The following is a 21,984-nucleotide window of genomic DNA, read 5'->3' on the forward strand; positions in this document are numbered from 1 at the left end:
AATATTAGCAGTATGATGTTGTCAAAAAACTTGAAGTATTTAAGAGCACAAAAAGGGATATCACAGCGCGAGATAGCAGCAGACTTAACCATTACACGCGCTAGGTACGCGAAGTACGAGGAAGCCCTCTCAGAGCCTCCGATAGAAGTCTTATTGAAGTTATGTCAATATCATCAGATCAGTATCGATACACTGATTACGGTAGATTTGAAGAATTTGAATCAAAAAACAGTGCTAATTGAAAATAGTTAGAATAATTTATATCGCAAAAAAGCCGTACTATTTTTTAGGTAGTACAGCTTTTTAGCTTAAAATGTATCATTAGAGTTCCAGTACAGTAAGTACAGGGAAATGGTCTGAAGGAAATTTACCGGAATAAGTATCTGTCAAAATTCCCCATTTATGACCTTTGAAGTGTTTGGATACAAAAATATGATCAATGATTGTATTATGAACAGGGAACTTTTCACCTGTCCGAAAACCATTGGAGCTTCCATTTAAAGCATAGGGCATGCTTACCATATGATAAGTATCTTTCAATAAATCAGATGTCGCTAAACTCTTATACCATTCAGAATTGCTATCGCCATTAAAATCACCCATAAGTATAACTGGCTGTTCTTTTGCGATTTCAGTAATCTTTTTTAATATTAACAAGCTCGATTCTTTGCGGGCTAATATTCCGCGATGGTCGTAATGAGCATTGAAGAGGAAGAACGACTTTTTAGAATCTTTATCTTTTAGCTGTATCCATGTACATATTCTGATGTTGAATGGCGCGTCCCATCCTAGACTCGGTCTATCTGGCGTTTCAGATAACCAAAAGTCGCCTTTACTGACCAGCTCAAAACGGTCCTTTTTATAGTAAATTGCCGCATGCTCGCCCGCAGCTTTACCGTCATCTCGTCCTAGTCCATAACGCTGAAATTGAGGAAGTTGCTTACTAAGGTCATCCAGTTGATTCTTCAATGCTTCTTGCGTCCCAAAGATATCAAATTCATGAAATTGGATTAATTGTGCGATCGGAGTCACTCTGTTTTGCCAGCGGTCCAGACTATCATTAGGCGTATCATAGCGAAGATTATACGTCGCCACGCGCATTTTTTGAGCCTGAGCAGTTAATGTAACTGCCGAAATCATGAGGCAGATCATGGTTTTGATATAGCGTGTTTTCATATTTTTTCTAAATATTCATATTACTAGGTTAAGCAGCAGACATACTATTGCCAGAAAGGATAATTTTTCAAATTTTTGTTTAAAACAATCGCATTGCTTGGTATTGGATAGTAGTACTGTCTGCCGTCATCATACCAGGTACGTGTTTGCGCTTTAAACCACTCCAGATGTTTATCTGCAGTTAACGTCTGGTAGTTAGTCGCTGGTCCACCAATAGCTATTTTTGCAACTTTGGCGCCAACCGTTACCGAAGGACCTTTATTATTGCCATCATAGAAGATAACATCTACAGTGCCGTCGCGATCCAGATCCATCGGTTTGTCCAATTCCGGAATATAGATACCGGACCATTCTAAAGAAGCCATGATATGACCCGCATTCCATCTTTTTAGATCATTAAATCTAAAACCTTCAAGCGCCAGTTCAACTTGTCTTTCACGTCTTATTTCTAGCAGTACAGGGTTGTCGATATCTTTAAAGAATTTTTCTTTGATGTAAGTATCAATCACTGTCGGTAATTGCGAGGTACCTCCTGTAATACCTGCACGCGAACGTAGTGCACCAATAGTTTTTTGCCAGTCGCCATCTGTAATTTCACCCAATTCGGCACGTGCCTCAGCATAATTAAGCAGTACTTCTGCATAGCGCATCAATGGAATAGCATTCGTATTTAGCTGTCCATTATCATATTTACTTTCATCAAGTGTATATTTTATTGGCTGATAACCTGTGTACGAGTAACCATTAAAATTTGGTGCTGCTGGTTTTCCATCTATTTTATAGCCTGGGGTACGGATAAGCTGAGATAAGCGGTAATCTCTATTTTGACACTCATCATAAAACTCTTGTGTATTGTACCCCGTTCTATTCGTATACGGTGTACCATCTCGGTTTAATATCGTATTGATAAACGGTCTTACAAAACTATAACGTGGGCCATAAGTCGGAGAAGTCCAATACCAGTTCGCAGAACTTAGGATGGCCAGGTTCTTATTAAAAGCAATAGCTAGCATGACCTCTTGAGTAACTGCAGCATCACTGACAAAAAGTTGACGTTGCGATAGTTCGGGACCTTTAGCGGTATAGATACTGTGCGGTCCCTTTGTCATCAGTTCCTGAGCGGCATCCACCACCTGTTTATAATATTTGTTTGCAGTTGATGCTAAGCCTAGCTCAGTATGGTATTTACGAAATGAAGCTTCAAAAAGTGCAATTCTTGTTTTCAGTCCCAGAGCAGTCCATTTCGTGATCTCCGAACCGTCTGTAGAGGAGCTGGTCTGTATATTCGCGTAGGCATAATCCAGATCTGCCAAGATATGATCCATCACTACAGTACGGTCTCCGCGGTCCCCATATAAGATATCGTTGTCAGTAATTGAAAGAGCCTTATCCACCCAGGGCACATCGCCGAAACGAGTGACCATTTTATAGTAAAAGTATGCTCTAAAAAAGCGAGCAACACCATTGTAATGGTTACGACTTGTTTCCGATACGTTTGACCGGTTATTGCTTGCTAAAAAATGATTGATATTTCTAAGGTTCTTCCAATCCCATCCAGAACTTGTCTGTGCCGTATAGGCATTCAATTTTAAAAAATTGTCGAGGTTATTGACAGCACCATAATCAGACATCTGGTCCAATCTGTAGGCATCAGAAGAAGAAGGCAGATCATTGTAAAATGAGATCGAATAGCGACGGAGTCCTCCCTCGGTTCCAAATACGTCTTCTTCTAAGGCTGACGATTCCGGAAATTCATTTAGCTCACAGCTGCTGCATAAAGCCAGTATACTTAATAAATAGAATATCTTTTTCATGTGTGTTTTTTCTTAATCGTTGCATAATGCTTCTGATTATCCAGAAGCATCTTTCTAATCATAAATGTTAAAAAGTGACTGATATACCTAAGCTGATTGATTTCATGGTCGGATAGTTGAAGCCATCACCAGCATTGCTGTCGCTGATATCCGGGTCGGATGAACCGATATTGCTTACATCCAGATCGCGTGTATGTTTATAGAACGGTGACCAGCTCCATAGGTTTTCACCCGATAGCGAAGCTTTTATATCCTGAAAGCCCCATCGTGATACGATAGATTTAGGAAGACTATATCCAACTTGAATATTTTTCAGTCTAATGTAACCCACATTTTGTAAGTAACGTGTTTGAGGCGTTTCTTTGATAGACTGGTTATAGCCAGCGTAGCGGGGTAGGTAAGCACCTTTGTTGTCCTCAGTCCAGTAGTTATTTAAGTGCCATTCCGGCAGATTATTGTACGGTCTATTATATTGTCCCCAGAAAATTGATTCATTGCTTGGATACCAGTTTTGACGGCCTACTCCCTGAAAAAATGTGGACAATGATATGCCGTTCCAGTCCGCATTAAAGTTAAATCCATAGATATACCGGGGATCCTTATTACCGATGATTTTTTTATCACCATGATTATCTAATGTATTGGTGCCGTAATCGATCTTCCCGTCACCGTTTAGATCTGCAAAACGGACATCGCCTGGATAAACAATACCAGCACTAGACGATTTGATTAAAATCTGCTTTGCGGCATTGTCAATCTCCGCTTGCGATTGGAACAGACCTTGAGTTTCGTATCCCCAGATTTCACCGACTGTTTGACCGGCATAGTAATCGCCTAACGTACCCGTTAGATTATTGTATTTATCGATTTTAGATTTATAGTCAGCTAAGGTTCCTCTAATACTATAGCGCAATGATTTACCCGCCACATCAAATCGATTGTTGTAAGAAAGTGTAAGTTCATAACCATTTGTGGTCATATCAGCATAGTTACCTTTAGGAGATGTAGCACCAAATATATCCGGCAATGTCATGCCTACAGTAAACATATCAGTTGTTTTACGTGTATACATATCGGCTACCAATTGCAGTTTACCATTTAAGAAACTCATATCCACCCCAAAATTGGCAGTGGTCGCCGTTTCCCAGGTTAGCTGATCGGGCAGTACTACCGGTTGCTGCGTATAGCGTGGCCGCTCACCGTTTATGATACGGTCAGAAGTACTGATGTTATAAATCTGTAAAAAGGAATAGGATTTAATATTACCATTCCCTAAAGAGCCGTAGGAGCCTCGAAATTTCAAATCTGAGATAATTTCAGGATTTACAGACCAAAAATCTTCCTGCGATGCTCTCCAGCCCAAAGAAGCAGAAGGGAAGAACGCCCATTGCGAACCTATCGGGAATTTGGAAGAGCCATCATAACGACCGTTCACTTCAAACAGATAGCGGTCTTTGTAAGCATAGTTAGCTCTAAAAAATAATCCTGCGATCCGGTATTTTTCATAATTACCAGAAGCAGTAATGGCATCCCCAAGAGCAAGATTAATATTGCTGACATCATTGGTTAATAGTCCATTTTTAGAAACATCAACACTTTCTCTTACCTTTTGCTCATAGTTATACCCAATTAACCCTTTAAAGTAGTGATTCTGTTTAAACGTATTCTCATACTCCGCATAGATATTTGTAAATAAGTTACGTTCTTGAAGCACATACTTTGATATATCATTATACTGGGTTGCCAGCTGAAGGATCTCACCTTCCTTTATACTATAGGGAATAGGAATACGTATTCTTGTCGCCACATCATCCTTATTCATAAAAGTGAAATCTCCCTTTACTCTGAACGTGTTGTTGAAAAATTTGGTTTCAAAACTTGTTGTATTACGCAATAGGCCATCATCGGTATCTTTACCATTTTTACTCATGATAAAATCACCTACAGAATACGCCGCAGAATATGAAAGTGTTCCATCAGGATTGAAGATAGGAGAGGTCGGATGGCCTTCATCGGCGATGTTACGCAGAATATTTCCTCCTTCACCAACAGTCATTGGGATATGGTACTTTTTGGCCGAATAGTCTAAATTATTAGCAATACGTAACCAGTTAGTCACCTGAATGCCTCCCTTTGCTCTTAAATTAAGACTTCTAAATTTATCGGTATTATAGCGGTATAAACCATCGTAGCCATAGTATCTTCCTGAAAGGTAAAAATCTGTTTTTCCCGAAGAACCATTGATCGCGATATTATGGTTCTGAGCCATCGTATTATCCTTGATCAAAGCCTTATAATAATCTTCATTGCCATAGTACACATAGTTTCCATTACCATCTACAGTTACCTGTTCTTGAATACCGGCATCATTGCGTCTTTTGAATTCTTCCAGCCACGCCAGTGAAAAAGGTTGTGTCTTGTTCATCTTACTCGGAATTGATGAATAATTATTCCAGGAATTGTAAGCCTCCGAAAAATGGGATGCATAGGTATAGCCGTCCGTTACAAATTGAGGAGTTGCGGTCGGCTTCTGGCTTGCGAGGGAGCCTGAATAATTGACAGAAGTGCGACCCTGTTTTGCTTTTTTTGTACTGATAAGTACTACGCCAAAAGTTCCCCTCGATCCATATATCGCAGCCGATGAAGCATCTTTTAAAACAGATACAGACTCAATGTCATCCGGGTTTAAATTTGCAGGATCACCTTCCACACCATCAATCAGAACAAGAGCAGCTCCACCTTGACCAATGGAAGTCGTGCCGCGTATGTTAAAACTCGCTGAACGACTCGGTTTGCCATCGGCCAGATTGATATTTAAATTTGGAACAGCACCTTGTAGCATTTGCGTTGCATTAGCAGCCATGCGTCCTTCAAACACTTCTTTGCCGACCATATCGACAGCTCCAGTAAGATTAGCTTTTTTTTGTGTACCGTAACCCACAACAACAACCTCGTCCAGTTGAGAAGAACCTTCTTCCATTCGGATCAAAATGGAGTTATTGTCCGCAGGTTTAACAATAAAATTATTTTCTTCTTTGTTTCCATAACCGACGATTGAAAATCGAATGTTATACGATTTACCAGCTTCAAGGGATTCAAATAGAAATAGTCCCTTAGCATCTGTGGCGGTATTGGTGATCACTTTGTTCAGAGAATCGGTGACCGTAACAGTTACACCAGACAGGAGCGAGCCTGTTTGGCTGACGACAGTTCCTTTTACACGACCTTTTTGTTGCCCGTACAGCGGAGATGTAAGCACAATACTCCCCAGTGCGAAAATCAATGCTCGTTTTTTTAGGTGTTCGTTAATTTTCATGTTTATTTTAAAAAATTAGTCAATATGATTTCAGGTAATACATTAATTATGTATGGTTTATCCAAATGAATTTCAGATGATCAGATCATTAATTGGAAGATTCAGCCTTTTTGCTCACATAGTAAGTAGATTGCTCTTTTCTATATTCAAGCTCGTTTAGACCACATAATATATGTAGGATATTTTCGATGCTTTCAGATACCTCAAAAGCACCGGTAAAGGTCAGTTGATTGACGTTCACACCGTCATATATAATTGCAACCTGCTTTGCTTTTGCGATTGAAGCAAATACCGTTTTTAGATTTTCTTTTTCAAAATTCAGGCTTGAAGAAGTTGCTGCTAACGATACAGCAACGCTATGCTGCGGAATAGGATCCGTATTCTTGATAGGACTTTTCGCTTTTTTTGATATTTTCCATTCCAATAGCTGGGTCATATTATTGATGACGATCTGTTCGCCGGTACGCAATACCGTTTCTTGAAATCTGTGCAAACTTTGGGCTGTAGGAGCTACTCGGATAGATCCTTCTACCAGATGAATATTGGTCTCTTTATTATTTTGCCCATCAATGATAAAGACTGTACCCAGAGCAGTAGTTGCTATTCCATTTGAGATAACCGTAAAAGGTCGGTGTTTATCTTTTGTAACATCAAACTTTCCTTTTCCGGTTAGAGAAAGCATACGGGAGGTATCCGTAAACTGAGGGTTATAAGTCAAGGAACTATGAGGAGATAAAGTGACGCTTGTACCATCTGGCAAGATATGTCTCACAAATACACTCGTGCTGCTCACAATCCGCTTTTGAAGGGGTAGTACTGTGACCGAAGTATGGACAAAATCCTGTTGATTTTTCCAAATAATCGAGACTCCACCTGCAACGAGAAGTAAACTTGCCGCTATTTTGACAATAATACGGGATAACGATTGTTTTTTACGAGCAGATTGGTCTCCGATAGTCGTGATGAGACGGTCATAAACTTTCTTTTTTTGTTCTGGGCTTAGTCTCTCCGATAAAAGAGTCGGCTGCTGATCAAATTCCTCTTGCAGGTCCGCTTTGAGTTCATGATCTGTTATTTCGAGTTGGTCGAGTAATTGCTGTTTCTCTTTTGGAGAAGCATAACCGGACCAAAATTTCTGTATAAGTTGCTTCGTATTCATATCGTTGGTATAAATACTAGCAATGATGGTTTAGGGGATGAAATTTTGGATTAACAAATGATTAAGATTATGTAAATTTTAAAGATGCTCGGTATAAAAGATCACCAATAGTCCCAGTGCAGTATATGGAGCCTCATTTTGGATATAATCTTTGATTGCACGGTTAGACTGTTTCAGATAATCTTTAACAGAATGACTGCTTATCCCCATTATTTTTGCGACCTCATCCGCAGATCTCCCTTCAAATCGGCAAAGTTTAAAAACCTCCCGTTTCTTTTTTGGTAATTTTTCAACCGCCTGATGGATCATCCTGATTTGCTGTTCATACAGATCTTCATCAATCACATCTTCATTTTCAAGTTGTAGGTATTGATCATAAGTATCCACACTTTCAATAGCTTCTTTCACCTTTTTCTTAAGGAAAGTAATGGATTTATTATAGCTCACCACAAATAGCCACCCAGGAATTGATTTTTCATCCACCAGCTTTAGTCTATTTTGCCAAAGTGCAGTAAATACCTCTTGCAATAAATCCTCAGCACATTCAGGTCGCTTAACCAAACGCAGAATATTAGCGTATACCGCATTTGCATATGTTTCATACAACTGTGCAAACTTATGCATGTCGATAGCAATAGGTTGTTGTGAGGTATCTGTAATTAGAAAGTTATCCATAGCAGTACATGTATTTGGCAGATCGTTTCAGGATTTACAATCGCAATCCATTTTATGGAAGACAAAGCTATCCAATCAATGCTATCAAGATGTAAAGTTGCCATTAAGGAAATGTTAATCTATAAAATTGAACACCAAAGGAAAAGAAATACCCGTATCCTAAAAAAAATAACTATGTTTATTCCATTGAATACAAAATAAACGAATGAAACGAACAGCATTACTAACCTTACTTTCTATCTCCACCTTTACCACCGCAGTTTTTGCACAGCAGGATTCCATGATGTTAGATAAAATCTATCATGAATCTTTCTATCAAGGACAGGCTTACGACAATTTGCACTACCTCACAAAACAGATCGGCCATCGTATTGCCGGATCACCTGCGGCTGATAAAGCTGTAGCCTGGTCCAAAAGCCTGATGGAAAAACTTGATTTCGACAAGGTATACCTACAGGATGTAAAACTCCCTTATTGGGATCGCGGTCCAAAAGAAAAAGCCTACATAGTAGGTTCAAAGGAGCCTCTAAATATCCTCGCGTTGGGAGGTTCAGTAGCCACTCCATCCAAAGGGATAACAGCCGAGGTTATTGAAGTCCAATTGTTAAGTGATCTGAAGAAATTTGGTGACCAGGTACGTGGAAAAATTGTTTTCGTCAATAAACCATGGGACGAGTCTATCGTAGAAACTGGTGTTGCATATGGACTCAACTCAAGTCAGCGAAGCCGCGGTCCAGCTGAGGCCGCTAAATTAGGAGCAGTTGCTTACTTATTTCGATCTTTATCATCATCCACAACTGATGACTATCCCCATACAGGAGGAACAGGTTATGTCAAAGGAATCGATAGTATTCCTGCTATGGCAATATCTGCGACTTCAGCCATTAAGTTGAGCGAAGCATTAAAAACCAATCCTCACACTAAAGTTTATCTGGAACAGCATTCTGCTTGGAAAGGGATGGTTCAGACACACAACGTTATTGCAGAATGGAAAGGTGCAGAATTTCCAGATAAGATTATCACGATCGGTGGACATATTGATTCTTGGGATGTAGGAGAAGGGGCACACGATAATGGAACCGGTACTATGGGGACTTTAGATGCGATACGTACCTTGATGGCATTAGGATATAAGCCTAAGCACACCATCCGTTTAGTATTTTATATGAACGAGGAAAATGGAGTGCATGGTGCATCAACCTATGGACAGGTCGCTAAAAATAAGCGGGAACAGATTGTTGCCGCAATAGAAAGTGATGCTGGTGGGTTTGCACCTAGGGGTTTTGATATTAAAGCCTCTGCCGAAAGAGTTGTATGGATGCAGCAACATTGGAAGCCTTTATTTGAGCAGAAATTCTGGGTATCACGGTTTTTACAGGGAAGTCCTGGAGTAGATTCAGGAGTCTGGGGACAGCATTTTCCAAATACCGTAATGTTCAACTTTAGACCAGATCCGCATCGTTATTTTGATCTGCACCATACGGCAAAAGATGTCTTTGAAGCTGTCGATAAACGAGAACTGCAATCAGGAGTAGCAGCTATTGCCTCTTTGCTGTATTTAGTTGATCAACAGATAGAACAGCTGTAAGAGGCAAATAATAAATAGGAAGGGAGCCCTATTATATTAGGGCTCTTTTTCTTATAATTAACACCATGCGCTAGCAAAATTCACTGTTGAATAATATCCCAATTTATTTTGCCAGATGCTTTAATCAGGCATCACACATGGCCACCTGATCTGGAAATTGATTATATATTTATGGTCAATTTCAAAGCTTAAAAAGAATTTTGTAAAGTAATTAACAGTTATTATCTATTTGGAATATAGATTATTAATTGTTATTTTTGAGTTAATACTCCCGTGTAAGACTTAAATTATGTTTAAAAGGATCTGCTTATTACTTTTAACAACCTGTTTACTAATTTCATGTTCTGACAAAGAACTTGGTTCACTTGTCGACGAAATTGATGTCGAACATCCTACTGGCAAAGAAGAGAAATTACCGATCAGAATAGTTGCAGATAAGAATAATCAAAATTTCTACGAGATGGTTATGTTTGAACTAAAAGATAGTACTTATAATGGACCAAACGGATCAATGTTAATTCCCTTAAAATATCAAAATTTAGATTCGCTGACATGGGAGGTTGAAGGAAGTCCCAAGAAACTGGATCTTGTCGTTAAACAATCCGGAGGATATCGGTTTACTACAGCTTGGGGGCATTATTTTTATTTACCAGGAAATTATAAAACCTACTTAAAGGGGTATAGAGGAAAGGACTTAGTTGTAAAAGATTCTGCAGCAATCCATATTACTGGAGATGGAGACTTTTTGCATGTTAAATGGAGTGAGCTGAGTGGTGATCCGAATCAAAACATAGGCTACACCAACAATGGAACACAAGATTATGAATTCCAAGTCTACAGCAATAAAATCGGTAAAGAAATTTTCTCGAAATTAAATGTACGATTTGAGCATTTGGATTATAGAAAGTTTAATCCTGAAATAGGAAAACGAGAACTGGAAGTATTGACAACACATATATCCTCCCTATATGGAGAACCTAAATATGATGAAACCACTAAAGGTATATATGCCAAGTTCAAAAAGCTTTTTAAGAAAGGTGTAAGAGCGGAGCAGGTGATCAAAATCTGGCTCGGTAAAACTTCAAATATGGCTCTTTTAAAAAAAGATTCCTGGAAGGAAAATGGATTCGGTTATGAAATTCATGCTGAACCAAATCATTAAATGGATTAATAAAATTTGATCGGAATTATCTCTGTATACATTTTAACAGTAAAAATAACCATGATAACTGCGATATAAAGTTGATTTAAAAGCGCTGTTAGTGTCTATAAAGCATATTGTTTTGCGATCTTCTCTTCAGGTTTTTTAGTGAATAAATACAAACAAAAGATAAAAAAGTACTCCAGAGGTTTCATCAATCTGTATACCAAATTAGATTTTTGAGGCGTATTAATCTTTTTTGATAAAGGATAACCAAAACGATCATAAAATCTTCTGATGACTTGATGTACAGATGGAAAATGATCTGAAATTAGTTCCTCGAAAGCATTGGCAACGAGTAGTTGCCTGTTGACAACAATTTCATTTCCATGCCTTTTCCCTAAGCGAAGTGGTTTTACAATCGTTGGATCTCCACAAACAGCGACAGTACATAAGTAATGTCCCCTATGATCTAAAAAAGGTGGGTGAGTTTTGGTAGAAAAATTCCATGTAGTCGTTTCCGTAAATACTTTTGTAATGGAATTTACTTCCTGTCCAAATAAAACCAATATTGCAACAATAATCACAAAAACAGGAATAAGAAAGACCAGAACGTAAACGGGTTGATGGCTCACATTCGCCATTTTCATGTTCAGGTAGTTAAGAAATTTATTCGAGTAATGTTTATTTGTTGCGGATATAGCTTCTTCTCCGATACATCTAAAAATTAAAATAAACGCCGTTACCGTATATGTGACGGGTAGGAAAAAGAACAACCAGGAATCGTAGAATTGCGTATTCGATGAGATCTGTAGTAAGACAGCAACGCTCATAATTATTCCGATAATGACAAAGATCAGTGACAGTACAAATAGAAGTGGAGGTGCTGATCTTCCTTTTAACCATAGCTTTATAATTCCAAACATGGCAAGTGCAAAAAAAGTAACTAATGTCAAGCTATGTTCTAAAGCAAATGGCGAGTAACCGCCGTCGACAATATCGATTGCTTCCGTATAATGTGAACCATAAAGCATAAGTCCGCAACCAAATAGTACAGTCGAAATACAAAAAGCAACAATAATAAGGTACTCCGTAATTTTAGTAGAGGTATTAGCTTTCTTTCGCAACTGTTTATAAACCCAAAATCCTAGTAGTGGAAATGAAATTAGAAAAAATATGATCAGAAACTCCATTGGCTTTTCTACTTTAGTTTATAGTTAAGGGGTACAATTTTTCATGAATATAATCAAAATAAGGAAAGGTATTGCGTTCTCAATGAGTTTTATTACTGATTATATTCTTTTTCCTAGATGCCGTTTTAAAATGTGTAAAATTAATGGTTAGGACTCGTATAAAAAATACTAGCTGTACCTATGAAAATTAGTATTTCTGTATCTGTACCCAAAGAAATAGAGTCTTTAAATTTGCTTATCACCAATACAACAAGAAGATGAAGACTAATGAAATTAATGGATTTAAGATTGTAAATTTTTATTTGTCCGAACTCAGCCCTGTGGTTTCTTTATATAAAAAACACAAGGAGAAATCCGATTTTGAGGGAAAGGACGCAAGGATAAATATTTTGACGGCCGAATTTGGACTCCCTTTAGCTGTGATCATGCAGGCTAAAGAAGTTATTGGCTATGCATCTGCAATTATTAATCATTCAAACAAGGTGGAAATGACTTGTTACTTTTTATCAGAATTTCATCAAGTCGAATTTAAGGAAGCATTAGAAATCAAAGCAAAAAGAAATTTTATCCAGACATTCGGAGATGATGATCATAGCATCTCTAAACTTAAATTGGCGATTGAACGACTTATTGATTGGCTCAACCTTTAAACTGATTGAAAAGGTGAATATTTAAAACATATAGCATAGGTGCTGTTGGATACATATGATATCCTAAAATATGTAAATTGCAGCGTGTTCAATATCCAACAATTTGAAGGCAGTGAATAATAAGAAAAAAATAGCGGAAGATAATTTATTAGCATATAAGTCCATGAAGAAAGAATCCTTATACCTCAAGATTGCTCATATTATTGAAGAACAGATTGTCTCCGGAACGATGCAATTAGGTGATAAACTCCCTTCGCTGCGTGTGGTTCAGAAGATGTATCATGTGAGTATCAATACGGTTAAACAGGCCTTTCTAGAGTTAGAAAGCAGGTCTCTGATTGAATCTAGACCTCGATCTGGTTATTTTGTGAGTAAAATAGCGCAACGACGTTTATCACTTCCCTCAGTTGGTCGATTACAGGCCTCGGATAATGAGCACGACCAGGAAGATCTGATTGATAAAGTTTATAACTCGCTAAAAAAAGAAAATCTGACACAGTTCTCTTTAGGCGTTCCTGCACAAAGCATGCTTCCGATAGCAAAACTAAATAAAGGAATTGTGAATGTGATACGAAAACTTGACGACGGCGGGACCAGTTACGAACCTGCGCAGGGAAGTATTAATTTAAGAAGAAGCATAGCCAAATGGAGCATGGAGTTTGAAGGACAACTAACTGAAGAGGATCTGGTGACCACTTCCGGAGCCATGAATGCCATTTTTAATTGTTTGTTAGCCGTGACAAAGCCAGGCGATACGATCGCAATGGAAACACCTGTATACTTCGGGACAATTCAAATAGCCAAGTCACTTGGACTTCATGTGATCGAAATACCTTCCCATCCGATTTGTGGGATCGATATGGACGCATTAAAGAAAGTTATTTCTAAAATAGATGTATGTTGCTTCACCGCAAATTTCAGTAATCCATTAGGCAGTCTTATGCCAGAAGAAAACAAAATCGAACTGGTGAAGATGCTTACCGAACGAAATATACCGTTGATCGAAGATGATCTGTATGGTAACCTTTACTTTGGCACCAATAGACCTAAGCCCTGTAAAGCCTTTGATGAAGCTGGAATAGTCATGTGGTGCGGTTCCTTTTCAAAGACACTGGCACCGGGGTACCGTGTAGGGTGGGTAGCGCCGGGAAAATTCAAGAAGAAGATCATTCGGCAAAAACTGCTGCAGACCATCTCAACACCTGTTTTATATCAGGAGGTTATTGCAGATTTTATGGAGCATGGCCGTTATGACCATCACCTTCAAAATTTTAGAAATAAGCTGTATTCAAACTGCTTTCAGTACCAACGGGCTATCGAAGAATATTTTCCGGACAATACTAAAATATCCGACCCTCAGGGCGGATTCGTGCTTTGGCTCGAATTGGATAAAAGAATTGATACAGCATCCTTGTTTGATACAGCTATCCGCCAGAATATAAGCTTTGCGCCAGGTAGAATGTTCACACTTCAGGACCGTTATCATAACTGTATGCGGTTAAATTTTGCTTTAGAGTGGAACGAACGAATCCATACCGATCTGAAACGGCTGGGTACGATCGTGAAGAATGCTTTTTAAAAACTTCTTATTCGGTATTCTTCCGGTGGTAAGACTTTATATGGTCTGCTTTAATGATTTGATTTTTAGTTGCATTTAGATTAAAAATCAGATTTGTTCGGCCTAGGCTATCTCTTTATTGTTTTGCTATATATTGACCAGTTTTCATTCCGGTAAAAATACATCCCCCTAGAAAAGTTCCTTCCAGAGCCCTGTAACCGTGCATTCCACCACCTCCAAATCCAGAAGCTTCTCCAACAGCAAATAATCCCGGCATGACATGACCTTCCGCGTCAAGCACTTGACCATTTAGATTGGTTTCAATGCCACCTAGCGTTTTTCGAGTCAGAATATTCAGACGTACAGCGATCAATGGACCATTTTTAGGATCTAGAATTTTATGTGGTTTTGCAGTTCTGGCAAGTTTATCGCCGAGATATTTTCGCGTATGCTGGATGTAGTTGATCTGTATGTCCTTGCTAAATTTATTGTCAAGTTGACGGTCTCGGTCCTGAATCTGTTTTTTTATCGTATTATAGTCGAGCAGTTCGTTTCCTGCTTTCTGATTCATTTTTGTCACCAATTCCTCCAGATTTGTTGCGACAATAAAATCATCGCCATGAGTTTTAAAAGCTTCCACAGGTGCTGTAGCAGCTTTCCCAAAAAGTCTGCTCAGAATGAGTCGATAATCTTTATTGGTCAGGTCTGGATTTTGCTCAGAACCAGAGAGTGCAAATTCTTTTTTAATAATTTTTTGAGTGAGAATAAACCACGAATAATCGTATCCCGTAGCTTGTGTAAATTTCAACGTACCGAGCGTATCAAAGCCAGGAAAGAAAGGAGCGGGGAGCCGATTGCCCATTGCATCGAGCCAAATTGAAGATGGCCCCGGTAGAATACGAATTCCGTGGTTCGACCAGATAGGATTCCAGTTTTTTAGACCTTCAGTATAATGCCACATCCTGTCTTTGTTGATGACGTGTGCGCCAGTCTGTTCCGCGATTTCAATCATCTTGCCATCCACATAATCTGGAACTCCACATACCATATGTTGAGGAGGAGAGCCCAGTCGAATCGGCCAGTTTTTTTTTACAAGTTCCAGATTGGCTCCAATTCCACCCGAAGCGATGACAATGTGTGCTCCACGAAAACAGAACTCACCGATACAATTTCTATTTGTTTTCTCACCACGTTTTTTATCATCAGCTTGAAGAATATCACCTTCGACACCGACAATAACTCCATTTTCGATCAATAACCGCGACACACGGTGTCGAAATTTGAACGTAAGCAAACCTTTTTCTTGAGCTTCATATGCTTTGTCAACAAAAGGCTTGACCACGCCAGTTCCTGTGCCCCATGTAATATGAAATCGGGGAACAGAATTACCATGGTCTGATGCAGAACCAGCACCACGCTCCGCCCAACCAACGATCGGAAAAAATTTCATTCCTAATCCTGAAACATAGTTGTATTTTTCCTCTGTTGCAAATTTAACATATTCAGAAGCCCATTTACGAGGCCAGAAATCTTCAGGACGATCAAACGACGCTGTTCCTTCCCAATCCTGATGAGCAAGTTGAAAAGAATCTTTAATCCCCAAAATTCGTTGTTGTGGAGAGTTTACGAAGAAAAGACCTCCAAATGACCAATATGCTTGGCCACCAATATTCGTTTCAGTTTCCTGATCTAAAATAAGCACCTTTTTACCGGCTTTCGTCGCTTCATATGCAGTAACTAGTCCTGATAATCCACTTCCAATGATAATTGTTGCATACTGTTCCATGTCAACATAATTTAGCTTTCTTGAAGTTAAGAAATTTTGAACAGTATGATCTTATTTTTTTAGAACTGTGTCAGTTATTGTCGTATAGCATAGAATTTTATAAATAACAGCCTCGTTCGCATACCGGATAAATGATGAATTATTAATGACCGTAAACCAATTCTTGTAGCATTTCCTGAAGACGTTTTGTTAGAGGTCCTGCTGCTGGGCTAAACTCTTTATAACCCAATAAAGCAGTTACAGGAGTAATATTTTTAGTAGTAGAACTAATAAATGCCTCACTTGCCGATGCAATGTCCTCAATGCTAATATTGCGGACTTCTACCATCATGATAGTTTTTGCCAATTCGATAATTTTTTTACGGGTAATACCCTGTAAAACATCTTCACCAGCAGTTAACAATTTGCCATCTTGACTTATTAAAAAGAAGTTAGCACGAGGGCATTCCGATATCAAGCCGTTTTGTATGTAAACCACATCGTCAGCACCCTGCGATTTGGCTGCCTTAAGCGCCTGTATACCCATTACATAATCGATAGATTTGACGAGACTAAATGGACGGTGATAGTGAAAAGGAAGTAGTTTCAGACCCTTACTTTCCAACACTAAATTTCTTTTTAAAGCTTGTTGACTGATAATTAAATTTGGCTCACCAATACTATACCCATCATTACTATATCCGCCGGTCAATAAAATTTTAATACCAGAATCCGGAATCATATTTGCTTCCATCAAACTTTTTATTTGAGCTTTCAGTTCATCTCTGGAGTGATTTACAGGTAGATCCACCAGCTCAGCAGATTGATAAAATCGATCTAGATTATCTTCTAGGAATACTGGAATACCGTTTACCGTTTTGAAAAAATCAAAAATACCGTAGCCGCGCACAAGAGCAAGATCCGTAATTGATAATTTAGCTTCGTTTTCAGGAATTAATTTTCCGTTGAAGATCACATAGCCCATTTGCATATACTTTTTTATATTGAATGTTTAGCGAACACAAACCTATACAATCCTCCATTGAAAAACAAGTTCTAGCCACGTGTTTAATTTGAACTTTACCCGCAAAGTAACCTGTATATGGTAAAGAATATCCACCTTTATTTCAGAAGACTTACTAACAAACTATTGTGTTCAATTTCATACACAATTGTTGTTATCTAAAATCTAGAAAATGTTCCTTTTTAATATCATATGTAAAAGAATACAGTTGAAATTCTAACGGTATATCAGTTAATTCGAATTTTAAGTGGTATTTACATCGAGGAAGTTTTAATTTTTTACGTTTAAGTGTCATTAGTTTTTTTAGATTTACCGCCCCGATGTATCAGAAACAAAGCGAAGGATTTTGAAGAAGTTAAAAATAAAAGATAATCAGCAAAAGAAGGAAGACCAGGATCTGTCTTTTAGAGTGTTTGATTTAACCAAAGAAAATTTGGATCAATATACAATAGCACATAAAAAGGATCATTTTTGCATCTACGTGATTGAAGATGGGACCATGCAAATGAGTGTAGAAGATAAAATACATAAACTAAAAGCAGGTAAGATTGCCGTGATATTTCCAGAGCAGGTGAGTTTAATTTCAAATCAAAGTATAGATCTAAAAGGTAAGATCATCCTATTTGAAGAAATATTATTCTGTTCCGATATTCTGAAAAATGAATTGAGTACATACAATGTTAACCTTTCCACCCAGCTCAATTGCACGATGCTTGCTGCAGCAGATTTTCAGCGGAGTCTAGGGACGATCAATATTATTCAAGATGTTTATCAGAACCCCTCTCTGGTTAAAAAGGAGCAAGCCAGATTTTATATTAAAATTTTATTACTCGGATTGATTGAATCTGTCCATGGTTTACATCCCATAATGTATCAGGAAACTAGTGATAAGCCTATTTATATCAAGTACAAGAAAATGTTGAATATTCACTACAAACAACACCGTACGGTTCAGTATTATGCGGCGCAACTGATGATAACGACAAAAAAATTAAATGCCATCACCAAAAAACATTGCGGTGAAACAGCTATTCAAACTATTCATCACCGTATTTTAATGGAAATTAAAAGGCAATTGATGTTTTCCGATCTAGCACACAAAGAGATAGCTTTCGATCTTGGGTTTAATTCGCCATCAGCATTGAACAAGTTTGTGCGCTCGAAATTAAAAGAAACACCCACACAATTGCAACAAGAACTGTCGCAAATGTATAACGGATAATCCCATTTGTATAACAGTGGTAATTCCTGCTCATGTACTTTTGTCAAGTACAAAAAAATAAAAACATGAGTAAATTATTTATTGCAGGTGAGGTTTTCCATGGTGCTGGAAGTCTTGAAGAGCTGAAAAATATCAAAGGTCAAAAAGCTGTAATCGTAACCGGTGGCAGCTCGATGAAAAAAAGTGGTACTTTGGATAGAGCCATTTCATTTCTTGCAGAAGCAGGGGTAGAAGTAAGTGTTTTCGAGGGCGTTGAAGAAGATCCTTCTTCAACAACTTGCTTAAAAGGAGCAGCGCAGATTCAAGCATTTAAACCCGACTGGATTATCGGATTGGGAGGCTGTTCTGCTATTGATGCCGCTAAGATCATGTGGGTTTTTTACGAATATCCTGATATTGATTTTGATAGTATTATAAAACCTTTTACAGTTCCAGTTTTAAGAAATAAGGCCAAATTTATAGCGATTCCCTCAACAAGCGGTACAGGAACAGAAACAACAGGCCTTGCTGTAATTACAGATCGTGAGAAAGGTGTCAAGTATCCGGTTGTTTCTTACGAACTTACACCAGATATTGCTATTGTTGACGGAGAAATCTGCGCGTCTATGCCTGCGCATGTGACAGCAAATACAGGTCTTGATGTATTGACACACTGTGTTGAAGCCTATGTTTCCAACATTGAAAACAATTATGCTGATGCCTTATCAAAAGGCGGTTTAGCGCTTGTATTTGACAATCTTAGCGAAGTTGTCCTTCATCCGGATAACATTACAGCGCGTCAAAATATGCATGACGCTTCATTTATGGCAGGCTTAGCTTTCAATAACGCTTGGTTAGGTATCGTACACTCGCTATCGCATCAAGTAGGAGCATTATACGGTATTCCTCATGGAGCTTCCAATGCGATTTTTCTGCCCAATGTAATCCGCTATAATGCGCAAGAAACCTCACGTTATCCTGATTTGGCAAAAATAATCGGAGAGGAAACAGCGGAAGGATTAGCACAAGCTATTGAACGTTTACGCTCTGAAGTGAATAACAAAGGTTCCATCAAAGATTTTGGTATTTCAAAAGAGCTTTGGGAGAAAAATTTGGATTTTATTGCTCAAAATGCACTAGTAGATCCATGTACAGGGTTCAATCCACGTGTTCCTTCTTTAGAAGAATTGAAGGCAATTTATAATGCGTGTTATGAAGGTGTTGTATTTTCAGAAGAAGCTGTAAATGCTTAATGCGATCAGCATTGTTTACAATGGTTTTGTATACAGGCCCATTGTAAACAATGTGAAGAACAGGGAGTCCATATGATTCCCTGTTTATTTTCTTGAACGTAGGAGAGGTGAAATATAAGAAGCACTTTATACTACGACTTCAAGAAGTCGTAGTAGCTTTGTAAAGAGCATTTTTAAACTCACTCGGAGTTTGGTTTTTAATCGTCTTAAAGACTCTATTGAAATTTGATAAACTATTGAAACCACAATCGTAAGCAACTCTATGTATTGAAAGTTGATTTTCTACAATTAATTTGCATGCCTGCATGATGCGTACTTCATTGACAAATTGCACAAATGTTTTTTGAGTTTGAGCTTTGAAATAACGGCAGAAAGCATTTTTGCTTAGATTCATTGCCAGAGCGATTTCCTCTAAACTGATTTCTCTCGAATAATTGGTCAGTACATATTGAACTATCTTATCAATTTTTAGAGCGTTGTTAGGAAAGTGAATATTTGAGTAGTCAATGTGACATAAAACATTTTTCTCCGATGCATCTTGTAGTTTTTCGATGATTTGCAGAAATATAATTATTCTTTTCAATCCTTGAGCATCCAGAAGCTTGTACAATAATTTTTTGATCTGCTCTTTGCATTTTCCTTCATAGCGTATCCCCCTTTTAGATAGAAGCAAAAATGCCTGTAATTTCTCAGTATCATGAAATGATGATAAGATTTCCACTAAACGGTCCGGATCAAAAAACAAGGCAATAGAATGAGCATGATGTTCCTTCTCCGATTCAATAACATCAGTAAACCATACATGAGGGAGCTCCGTCCCAGTTAACGTGAGTTCTTCACTTATAAAATAATCGAAATGATCACCGATTAAACGTTTACCTTGGCTCTGCACAATATAAGTCAATTGACATTCTTTATGAAAATGATAATCGGTCGAGAATGCTTGCTGCTGTGTTACCCGTACTGCAAACAAATCTTCCCCCACCGTTTCCATTACTTTTGCAAAAATGGGTTTCATAACAAGGTTGTGTGTTTTTTCAATATAAAAAAATAAGAAATCATTACAGCGAGATTTTTATTGTGACTTACAAGATCGAACAGGTAAAATTTTCGTAATGTGAATGAACAAGATACGCGCGAGCAAGCACAACGATCGTACTACATCTATGTAAGAATTCTTTTATGTGAAAATCATCAAAAAAAATTATCCTTACTACTGCTAATTTGATTTATTGTGATGTTTTTTTGCAATGCACTAGAGAATCTTACCACATAGTTTTTAAACCGGGAAATATATTTTTGCACTATTAATATTATTTTAAAAAAATGATGCCTATCTTAAGACTGTAAACCACAATTACAATTTAAGAAACACGGTTAGGAGAAGAAAGGTTATCATTGATCATAATTGTAGGTGTCTTTTTCGACGAAAGATAATTACTTTGAATGGATCTGTTATTTTTTCTAAAAGATGTAGAGCACTATACTGATAAACTAAATTGATAGAACAGCCCAAATTATAACATGATGAATAAATATTCGAAAATCATTATTATAGCTTATATTTTATTAGAAACCGTTAGTATAGTTCTATTTTCTATAGGAGAAATAGGTTTACGAAGTTTTCTGCTATCAACAGCAGTGTGTGCGCTTGGGATATTCGCGCAGATATTAAGCACAAATAAAAAAAGAAAATTAAACGATATTAGACAGTAGAATTGTATTCGATCTACATATGCTATAACTTCATAGCCTTATTTTGCAGTTCTATTTGTGATAAGACTTCTTGATCGAAACCTGACTTTTTCAAAATTTGAAGAATAAAGGCTGTTTTTCCTTCTACATAATGATCAATATCATCAGGATACTTTGCCGCTAGTTCGGTTTTTAATCGACCATAGTCTTGTGCTTCATTCAGATTTGCGCGGAGATAATCCCTTAACAATAAATGATTTTTTAAACTTTCACTATTTTCAACACAAACATATAAATGATGTTCATACCAGAGGTAGCCGGAACCATCCATAGGCGTTAATTGGTCATCTCTTTTAAAGGCCTCTCTTCCAGGAATACCCATTTCACCACAATAAGTATAACCTAGTTTTTTGAGTGTACTTTTGATCTCATCAAATTTTTCTTTATTGCTGATGATAATATCAATATCGATAATAGGTTTAGCGGAGAGACCAGGTACAGCGGTGCTGCCAACATGTTCAATGCCGCGTATCAGCGTTTTCAAACAATTCTGGAAAACTGATTTAAGTTTTTCAAATTCAGTAGCCCAATTTACAGAATAGGGTACCACAACGACCTTTTTTATCTTCTTATTTTCCATGCTTGGAGTCGGTTTGAATTCCAAAATTAAGGAATAAGTTTAAATTCATGTTATGCACGATCATCAAGACTTGTTTCCAGTTGCGATGCACATGATTGTTAATCATTTCATAAGCTTATGGTAATCCCTATTTAAC

17 protein-coding genes are annotated in these 21,984 nt (G+C 37.8%); 7 read left to right on the top strand and 10 right to left on the bottom strand.

Translation table 11 applies throughout. The features are described 5' to 3' along the window. Positions 1-12 precede the first annotated feature (12 nt). The gene (locus ACFS6I_RS07000; protein ID WP_380919120.1) at positions 13-252 is read left to right on the top strand and encodes a helix-turn-helix domain-containing protein; all 240 of its coding nucleotides are present in this window, start codon (positions 13-15) and stop codon (positions 250-252) included. 69 nt (positions 253-321) lie between these two features. On the opposite strand, the gene ACFS6I_RS07005 is transcribed toward ACFS6I_RS07000, so the two are convergent. The 5 genes from ACFS6I_RS07005 to ACFS6I_RS07025 all read right to left on the bottom strand — a co-directional run bounded on the left by ACFS6I_RS07005 (position 322) and on the right by ACFS6I_RS07025 (position 8,140). Then, a complete protein-coding gene (locus ACFS6I_RS07005) occupies positions 322-1,176 on the bottom strand; it encodes an endonuclease/exonuclease/phosphatase family protein (protein WP_380919122.1) in 855 nt (284 codons plus the stop codon). Positions 1,177-1,220: 44 nt separating this feature from the next. Further along, positions 1,221-2,990 carry a RagB/SusD family nutrient uptake outer membrane protein gene (locus ACFS6I_RS07010; RefSeq protein WP_380919124.1) on the bottom strand — a complete coding sequence of 590 codons (1,770 nt, stop codon included), beginning with the start codon at positions 2,988-2,990 and terminating at the stop codon, positions 1,221-1,223. Between the two features lie 67 nt (positions 2,991-3,057). Continuing rightward, positions 3,058-6,306, bottom strand: a complete 3,249-nt coding sequence (locus tag ACFS6I_RS07015) for a SusC/RagA family TonB-linked outer membrane protein (RefSeq protein WP_132773594.1) — start codon at positions 6,304-6,306, stop codon at positions 3,058-3,060. Positions 6,307-6,394: 88 nt separating this feature from the next. Continuing rightward, the gene (locus ACFS6I_RS07020) at positions 6,395-7,465 is read right to left on the bottom strand and encodes a FecR family protein (RefSeq protein WP_380919127.1); all 1,071 of its coding nucleotides are present in this window, start codon (positions 7,463-7,465) and stop codon (positions 6,395-6,397) included. 78 nt (positions 7,466-7,543) lie between these two features. Continuing rightward, positions 7,544-8,140: an RNA polymerase sigma factor gene (locus ACFS6I_RS07025; protein WP_132842572.1), complete on the bottom strand. Its 597-nt coding sequence runs from the start codon at positions 8,138-8,140 to the stop codon at positions 7,544-7,546. A gap of 205 nt (positions 8,141-8,345) precedes the next feature. Here ACFS6I_RS07025 and ACFS6I_RS07030 point away from each other — a divergent pair, with 205 nt between their 5' ends. Together ACFS6I_RS07030 and ACFS6I_RS07035 are read left to right on the top strand one after the other, a co-directional pair. Further along, on the top strand, positions 8,346-9,728 hold the full coding sequence (locus ACFS6I_RS07030) for a M20/M25/M40 family metallo-hydrolase (protein WP_380919129.1): 1,383 nt from the start codon (positions 8,346-8,348) through the stop codon (positions 9,726-9,728). A 289-nt stretch (positions 9,729-10,017) separates the two neighbouring features. Then, positions 10,018-10,890 (top strand): hypothetical protein, encoded by an 873-nt coding sequence (locus ACFS6I_RS07035; RefSeq protein ID WP_380919131.1) that lies wholly within the window; start codon positions 10,018-10,020, stop codon positions 10,888-10,890. A gap of 104 nt (positions 10,891-10,994) precedes the next feature. On the opposite strand, the gene ACFS6I_RS07040 is transcribed toward ACFS6I_RS07035, so the two are convergent. Beyond that, the gene (locus tag ACFS6I_RS07040) at positions 10,995-12,062 is read right to left on the bottom strand and encodes a DUF6688 domain-containing protein (protein WP_380919133.1); all 1,068 of its coding nucleotides are present in this window, start codon (positions 12,060-12,062) and stop codon (positions 10,995-10,997) included. Between the two features lie 257 nt (positions 12,063-12,319). Between ACFS6I_RS07040 and ACFS6I_RS07045 the strand changes: the two genes are divergently transcribed. Further along, a complete protein-coding gene (locus tag ACFS6I_RS07045; RefSeq protein ID WP_132767706.1) occupies positions 12,320-12,712 on the top strand; it encodes a hypothetical protein in 393 nt (130 codons plus the stop codon). 112 nt (positions 12,713-12,824) lie between these two features. Further along, positions 12,825-14,291: an aminotransferase-like domain-containing protein gene (locus ACFS6I_RS07050; protein WP_380919135.1), complete on the top strand. Its 1,467-nt coding sequence runs from the start codon at positions 12,825-12,827 to the stop codon at positions 14,289-14,291. Between the two features lie 115 nt (positions 14,292-14,406). Here ACFS6I_RS07050 and ACFS6I_RS07055 read toward each other — a convergent pair whose 3' ends face one another. Then, the gene (locus ACFS6I_RS07055; RefSeq protein ID WP_380919137.1) at positions 14,407-16,056 is read right to left on the bottom strand and encodes an FAD-binding dehydrogenase; all 1,650 of its coding nucleotides are present in this window, start codon (positions 16,054-16,056) and stop codon (positions 14,407-14,409) included. A 142-nt stretch (positions 16,057-16,198) separates the two neighbouring features. Continuing rightward, complete coding sequence (locus ACFS6I_RS07060) at positions 16,199-17,026, bottom strand: aminotransferase class IV (protein ID WP_380919139.1); 828 nt, start codon at positions 17,024-17,026, stop codon at positions 16,199-16,201. A 379-nt stretch (positions 17,027-17,405) separates the two neighbouring features. Between ACFS6I_RS07060 and ACFS6I_RS07065 the strand changes: the two genes are divergently transcribed. Continuing rightward, positions 17,406-18,281, top strand: coding sequence for a helix-turn-helix domain-containing protein (locus ACFS6I_RS07065; protein WP_380919141.1), 876 nt, complete (start codon positions 17,406-17,408; stop codon positions 18,279-18,281). Between the two features lie 65 nt (positions 18,282-18,346). Beyond that, positions 18,347-19,513 (top strand): iron-containing alcohol dehydrogenase, encoded by a 1,167-nt coding sequence (locus tag ACFS6I_RS07070; RefSeq protein WP_380919143.1) that lies wholly within the window; start codon positions 18,347-18,349, stop codon positions 19,511-19,513. A gap of 139 nt (positions 19,514-19,652) precedes the next feature. Here the strand turns inward: ACFS6I_RS07070 and ACFS6I_RS07075 are convergent, their stop codons facing one another. Together ACFS6I_RS07075 and ACFS6I_RS07080 are read right to left on the bottom strand one after the other, a co-directional pair. Beyond that, the gene (locus ACFS6I_RS07075; RefSeq protein ID WP_380919145.1) at positions 19,653-20,531 is read right to left on the bottom strand and encodes an AraC family transcriptional regulator; all 879 of its coding nucleotides are present in this window, start codon (positions 20,529-20,531) and stop codon (positions 19,653-19,655) included. A 720-nt stretch (positions 20,532-21,251) separates the two neighbouring features. Beyond that, the gene (locus tag ACFS6I_RS07080) at positions 21,252-21,848 is read right to left on the bottom strand and encodes a GrpB family protein (protein ID WP_168126374.1); all 597 of its coding nucleotides are present in this window, start codon (positions 21,846-21,848) and stop codon (positions 21,252-21,254) included. Positions 21,849-21,984: the final 136 nt, after the last annotated feature.

It is taken from the genome of Sphingobacterium anhuiense (genome assembly GCF_042686355.1).
In the GTDB taxonomy this organism is placed as follows: Bacteria; Bacteroidota; Bacteroidia; order Sphingobacteriales; family Sphingobacteriaceae; genus Sphingobacterium; species Sphingobacterium anhuiense.

What these genes read in the sequence shown, in the direction of transcription:
- ACFS6I_RS07080 (WP_168126374.1), bottom strand. Translation starts at nt 21,848, where the DNA reads ATGGAAAATAAGAAGATAAAAAAGGTCGTTGTGGTACCCTATTCTGTA.
- ACFS6I_RS07000 (WP_380919120.1), top strand. Translation starts at nt 13, where the DNA reads ATGATGTTGTCAAAAAACTTGAAGTATTTAAGAGCACAAAAAGGGATA.
- ACFS6I_RS07045 (WP_132767706.1), top strand. Translation starts at nt 12,320, where the DNA reads ATGAAGACTAATGAAATTAATGGATTTAAGATTGTAAATTTTTATTTG.
- ACFS6I_RS07055 (WP_380919137.1), bottom strand. Translation starts at nt 16,056, where the DNA reads ATGGAACAGTATGCAACAATTATCATTGGAAGTGGATTATCAGGACTA.
- ACFS6I_RS07060 (WP_380919139.1), bottom strand. Translation starts at nt 17,026, where the DNA reads ATGCAAATGGGCTATGTGATCTTCAACGGAAAATTAATTCCTGAAAAC.
- ACFS6I_RS07010 (WP_380919124.1), bottom strand. Translation starts at nt 2,990, where the DNA reads ATGAAAAAGATATTCTATTTATTAAGTATACTGGCTTTATGCAGCAGC.
- ACFS6I_RS07020 (WP_380919127.1), bottom strand. Translation starts at nt 7,465, where the DNA reads ATGAATACGAAGCAACTTATACAGAAATTTTGGTCCGGTTATGCTTCT.
- ACFS6I_RS07075 (WP_380919145.1), bottom strand. Translation starts at nt 20,531, where the DNA reads ATGAAACCCATTTTTGCAAAAGTAATGGAAACGGTGGGGGAAGATTTG.
- ACFS6I_RS07015 (WP_132773594.1), bottom strand. Translation starts at nt 6,306, where the DNA reads ATGAAAATTAACGAACACCTAAAAAAACGAGCATTGATTTTCGCACTG.
- ACFS6I_RS07005 (WP_380919122.1), bottom strand. Translation starts at nt 1,176, where the DNA reads ATGAAAACACGCTATATCAAAACCATGATCTGCCTCATGATTTCGGCA.
- ACFS6I_RS07025 (WP_132842572.1), bottom strand. Translation starts at nt 8,140, where the DNA reads ATGGATAACTTTCTAATTACAGATACCTCACAACAACCTATTGCTATC.
- ACFS6I_RS07035 (WP_380919131.1), top strand. Translation starts at nt 10,018, where the DNA reads ATGTTTAAAAGGATCTGCTTATTACTTTTAACAACCTGTTTACTAATT.
- ACFS6I_RS07030 (WP_380919129.1), top strand. Translation starts at nt 8,346, where the DNA reads ATGAAACGAACAGCATTACTAACCTTACTTTCTATCTCCACCTTTACC.
- ACFS6I_RS07040 (WP_380919133.1), bottom strand. Translation starts at nt 12,062, where the DNA reads ATGGAGTTTCTGATCATATTTTTTCTAATTTCATTTCCACTACTAGGA.
- ACFS6I_RS07070 (WP_380919143.1), top strand. Translation starts at nt 18,347, where the DNA reads ATGAGTAAATTATTTATTGCAGGTGAGGTTTTCCATGGTGCTGGAAGT.